This is a genomic window from Streptomyces silvae (genome assembly GCF_016745505.1).
In the GTDB taxonomy this organism is placed as follows: domain Bacteria; phylum Actinomycetota; class Actinomycetes; order Streptomycetales; family Streptomycetaceae; genus Streptomyces; species Streptomyces silvae.
Genome location: NZ_JAERUC010000045.1, coordinates 1 through 5,454, shown reverse-complemented (window position 1 = coordinate 5,454; position 5,454 = coordinate 1). Strand labels below are relative to the sequence as shown.

Genomic DNA, 5,454 nt, shown 5'->3' with positions numbered 1-5,454 from the left:
GTAAGGAGAAGGTCTGCGGTTCGATTCCGCATTGGGGCTCAACACAGAGAAAGGCCCCCGCCGATGGCGGGGGCCTTTCTCTTGCTGGCTGCCCGTATCCGGGGCCGTGCCCACCGCGGTGACTATGCGACGAGGCCGCTTCGCAGGGCCTGCGTGAGCCAGGGGTACACGGGGATCAGGTTCGGTACTACCTGCCAGCCGTTGACGATCCACACCAGCCGCCAGTACCGGTCCACCACAGGGTCGTGCGCCTCTTCGAACCGCTGCGCCAACCAGTGCCGGAATTCCCCGTCAGGGGTGCGCGCCAAGGCCTCGGCGAAGCGGTGGACGAGGTCGTCGATGACGGGTGCGGCCCTGCTGCTGAGCGGGTCGATGCCCGACTCCCTGGCCTCGGCCACCTTCTGACGCGCGAACCCCATCAGTTCCTCGCCTGCCTCGCGCTCGATGCCGAGCGGACGCCCGGCGGCCTGGCGCAGGGCTGTGCGGCGCATCCGGGCACGGAAGTCCTCGTCGCCGACCAGCTCGGCGAGTTCCACCCACGCGGCGACCTGCTCGCCGGTCGGGTCGTCGGGGAGGTCGGGAGTGGCGGCGCGAACCATGGCCACCGCGGCCGGGTGGGCATCGACCGTGCCGAACGTGCCGTCCATGAACTCGTCGATCAGACGGCGGCGTTCCTCGCCGGACAACTGTGTGAGCCTGTGCATGAGCTTGGTCTCCTCGGGACTGGACCCGCGGCCGGCCACGACCCGGAGCACGCTCCGCCGCAGTTGCAGCATCCGTATCTGGACGTCCATGGCGTCGGCGTGCGCTGCGGCGACTTCCGCCACCGAGAGCTCGCGGTCCAGTACCCGTCGGATCATGGGCAGGTCGATGCCCAGCTCGCGCAGGGTGCGGACGAGTTCCAGACGGAGCAGTGCATCGAGGTCGTAAAGCCGGTAGCCGGCGGGACTACGGGTGGTCGGCGCTACGACCCCCGAATCGGAGTAGAACCGGATGGTCCTCACGGACAAGCCGGTCCGCCGGGAGAGCTCCCCGATCGAGTAGAGGGTCGTGACGTCCATGTCCCCCACTCTGCTGTCTCCAGTCACTGGAGACTCAAGGCCCATGGCAGCGGCATACGGCAGGCACCGCCCGGCGACGGCGATCTAGAGGTTCTGCGGCTCCGGTACCCGCATGGCCAGGATGGCCATGTCGTCGGACGCGGGCTCCGCGGCGAAGCGTTCGACGGCCCGCAGGATGCGACCCGCCACCGCGCCGGCCGTCAGGCCCGTACACATGGCGAGGACGTCGGCCAGGCCGTCGTCACCCAGCATGCGGGTGCCCTCGCGGCGTTCGGTGACTCCGTCGGTCACGCACAGGAGTACGTCCCCGGGCTCCAGGGTGACCTCCTGCTCGTAGAGCTCGAGGTCCTCGATGACGCCCAGCAGCGGCTGCGGTTCGGCCGCGGCCTCCACGGAGCCGTTCTGGCGCAGACGCAGGGGGAGCGGGTGGCCGGCGCAGACGACCTTCAGGAGGGCGCTGCCGTCCTCCTGGGGCCACAACTCCCCGTAGAGCAGGGTGAGGAAGCGGCTGCGCGCGCCCTCGTCGAGGATGGCGGCGTTCAGGCGCTCCAGCACCGCGGGGCCGCCGAAGCCCTCGCGGGCCAGCAGACGCAGGGCGTGACGGGCGAGGCCCGTGACGGCCGCCGCCTCCGGGCCCGTACCGCAGACGTCGCCGATGGCGAAGCCGTAGGCACCGTCGCGGATGGGGAACACGTCGTAGAAGTCGCCGCCGACCTCGTTGCCCTCGCCCGCCGCGCGGTAGATGACCTCGATCTCGACGTTGGGCACATCGGGCAGGCCGGGCGGGAGCAGGCTCCGCTGGAGGGACTGGCTGATCGCCATGCGCTCCGAGTAGAGGCGGGCGTTGTCGAGGGCCAGCGCGGCCCGTCGGGACAGGTCCTCGGCCAGCTCCAGGATCTCCTGGCGGAAGTGCTCGTCGGAGGGCTTGCCGAGGGTGAGCATGCCGATCACACGGTTCCTCGCCACCAGCGGCAGGACCACGGTCTCGCCGCCGACGGCGACCGCCGTGGCCAGCGTGGTGCGGGCGGCCGCCCCCATGCTCAGGGGTGCGCCCCTGCCCAGGGTGCGCTTGGAGGTGCGCAGGGCGGCCTCGTGGCCGGCCTCCGTGGGCGCAGGCCAGATGCGGGCGCCGGGGGCCGGGACGGGGTCCGGCGGGTCGATGGAGGAGAGCAGGGCCTTGAGGCCGTCGATGCGCTCCTCGTCCTCATGGAGGACATAGGAGAGATACGGCTCCGAGGACTGGTCCGCGATCGTGTAGACGGCGCACCAGGTGGCCAGGGTGGGCACGGTCATCTGTGCCATCAGCGCCAGTGTCTGGTCCCTGTCCAGCGTTCCCGCCAGCAGGTCGGACGCCTCGACGAGGAAGGACAGCGAGCCTCGGCGGAGGCGTTCCAGCTCGCCCAGCCTGGCCGACTCGACGGCCAGCGCGATGCGGTCCGCGGCGAACTGGAGGCGCAGGGCCTCCTCGTTGGAGTACCGTCCCGCCGCTTCGGCCGCGACCCCGAGGGAGCCGGTGAGCCGGCCCTCGACCTTGAGGGGGACCGTGACGACGGAGCGCATCCCCGTGTCGCTGAGCAGCGGTACGGCGCCCGGGACGACGGTGAGGTCCTCGTGGACGGCGGGCATGCGGGCGGAGCCGTAGCGGCCCGTGCCGGCCTCCACGGGGACCCGTGCGAAGCGCTGCCGGGCCGAGGGGAGACCGGTGGTCGCACGGACCTCCAGCTCGGTCTCGTCATCGGTGGCCAGCAGGAGGAACGCGGCGTCGGCGTCCAGCATGTCGCGCGCCCGCTCCACGGTGCGCTGGAGCAGTCCGTCGAGGTCGTCCGGGGCCGGTGAACCGATGAAGATCTCGAACGGATCCGTACTGCGGTTCTCGGCGGAGCTGTCGGAGACGGGGGCGCGCACCGGCGTCTGGAGCACGGCGCGTTCGTAGTCGCGTACGAGAAGACAGACGGTTGAGGGCTCGCCGTCGGCGTCGCGGACTCTGAGGTGCGAGGCGTACACCGGGATGACCCGGCCGTCGGCACCGCGGATGCCGTAGCTGCCCTCCCAGCGGGAGAGCTGCAGTGCGTCGGCGATGCCCGTGTTGGTGCCCGGGGTGTGCGGCCACGCCACGAAGTCGGTGAGCTGCTTGCCGGCGACCTGCTCGGCGGCGTATCCGAACAGGAAGGAGGCGTCGTCGTTCCAGGAGGCGATGGAGCCGGAGCCGTCGGTCTGGACGACGGCCACCCGCACCCGCTGTTCCGCAACCGGCAGGAGCGAGGTGGGAAGGACCGGGCTCGCCGAACGGATGCCCACGGGGCGTTCGGGAAGATCGAGCTGGAACCAGACGTGCTTGTGCGTCGGGGTGTACTCGACGCCCCAGCGGGAGGCGAGCGCCGCGCAGAGGAGCAGCCCGCGGCCGCCCTCCCGGTCCGGGCTGCCGAAGTCGAGGCCGGAGCTCTGGAGCGGGACCTCCCGCTCGGGGTAGTGGTCCGAGACCTCGACGCGTACGCCGTCCTCCGTGCGCAGGCAGAGCACGTCGGCTGCCGTGCCCGCGTGCACGACCGCGTTGGTCACGAGTTCACTGGTAAGAACGACGGCGTCGTCAACGACGTCCGTGTAACCCCACCCCTGGAGGGTGTCGCGGACGAAAGCCCGGGCGGTCGCGACCGAGCGTCCGACCGGGTCGAAGGTGGCAGCCGCGCGCGCGGTGATCACAGCACTCCCCATATGGTGTCTCGTCGCTTCCCCGAGTCCTGTGCCCGTATATCGCCGCTTCGATTCGTCTGCCAGGCTAGACGCTCGCCAGGTGTCCCGGGTACACGAGGGCGTACTTGGGTACGCAGGCCACCGTGGCCGTGCGCCGGGCGCACAACTATTGGGGCCCCTGGTGAGGGAAATGGGATGACCATGAGACCTTCCTCCCCCTGCCGCTCCGGCCTGGTACGTTTCAACGATTTGACGACCGCATGGTCACCCGTTGACGGTGTGCTGTGGCGGTGAGCCAAAGTGGAAGTGGGCAAGCTTCCGACAGCGGCCCGAGTAATGGCCCGAGCGATACGGTCAACCCCTGCGGGAGGGACACGGTGGAGTCTGGCGTGGCGGCGCGGGGTTCAGGAACGCGCACAAAAGGCGGGCAGTCCGTGAAAAAGCAGCGCAATGGGACCATCGATGTGGACGCGGCAGCTCTGAACAGACTGCTGGCCGCCCTCGTGGCGATGCGTGACGGCAACTTCCGCAGGCGGCTCACCGTCTCCGGCGACGGCGTACTCACGGAGATCGCCGCCGTCTTCAACGAGGTGGCTGACCGCAATCTGCACCTGACGGGCGAGCTCGCCCGTGTGCGGCGCGTGGTCGGGCGCGAGGGGAAGCTCACCGAGCGCCTGGAGACCGGTGCCTGTGAGGGCTCCTGGGCCGCCGCGATCGACGCTTCCAACGAGCTGGTCGACGACTTGGCGCGACCCGTCTCCGAAGTCGGGCGGGTACTCTCCGCGGTCGCCGACGGTGATCTCGAACAGCGGATGGAGCTGCGCACCCATGCTCCGGACGAGACCGTACGTCCACTGCGCGGGGAGTTCCTGAAGGTCGCCCGCACGGTCAACAACCTGGTCGACCAGCTGTCCGCGTTCACCGAGCAGGTGACACGCGTAGCGGTCGAGGTGGGCACCGAGGGCAAGCTGGGTGGTCAGGCCCAGGTGCGTGGCATGTCCGGGTCCTGGAAGGACCTCACGGACTCCGTCAACACCATGGCCTACCGGCTCACCGCGCAGGTGCGCGACATCGCCCTGGTGACGACGGCCGTGGCCAAGGGGGATCTGTCACGGAAGGTCACCGTCCATGTGGCCGGTGAGATGCTCCAGCTGAAGAACACCGTCAACACGATGGTGGACCAGCTGTCGTCGTTCTCCTCCGAGGTGACCCGGGTCGCCCGTGAGGTGGGCACCGAGGGTGAACTGGGCGGGCAGGCGACCGTTCCGGGGGTGGCGGGGGTCTGGAAGGACCTCACCGACTCCGTCAACACGATGGCAGGGAACCTCACCTCCCAGGTGCGTGGCATCGCCGAGGTGACGACGGCCGTCGCCAACGGCGACCTGTCGCAGAAGGTCACGGTGAGCGCCCGCGGCGAGGTCGCGCAGCTCGCCGAGACGATCAACCAGATGACCGAGACGCTGCGGACCTTCGCCGACGAGGTGACGCGCGTGGCGAGCGAGGTCGGCGGCGAGGGCCTGCTCGGCGGCCAGGCGCAGGTGCCGGGTGCCGCGGGCACCTGGAAGGACCTCACCGACTCGGTGAACACGGTCTTCCGGAACCTGACGACGCAGGTGCGGGACATCGCGCAGGTGACCACCGCGGTGGCGAGCGGTGACATGACGCAGAAGGTCACGGTCGACGTGGCCGGCGAGATGCTGGA

At 70.2% G+C, this 5,454-nt stretch carries 3 protein-coding genes; 1 reads left to right on the top strand and 2 read right to left on the bottom strand.

Translation table 11 applies throughout. From position 1 onward, the window contains the following. Nucleotides 1–122: 122 nt before the first annotated feature. Together JKV81_RS06760 and JKV81_RS06755 are read right to left on the bottom strand one after the other, a co-directional pair. Entirely contained in the window at nt 123–1,061 is a 939-nt protein-coding gene (locus JKV81_RS06760; RefSeq protein ID WP_202075152.1) for a MerR family transcriptional regulator, read from the bottom strand. 84 nt (nt 1,062–1,145) lie between these two features. Continuing rightward, entirely contained in the window at nt 1,146–3,773 is a 2,628-nt protein-coding gene (locus JKV81_RS06755; RefSeq protein WP_236055567.1) for a SpoIIE family protein phosphatase, read from the bottom strand. A gap of 413 nt (nt 3,774–4,186) precedes the next feature. On the opposite strand from JKV81_RS06755, the gene JKV81_RS06750 reads away from it, so the two are divergent. Next, on the top strand, nt 4,187–5,454 hold a 1,268-nt coding region (locus JKV81_RS06750), incomplete at its 3' end, for a HAMP domain-containing protein (protein WP_202075150.1).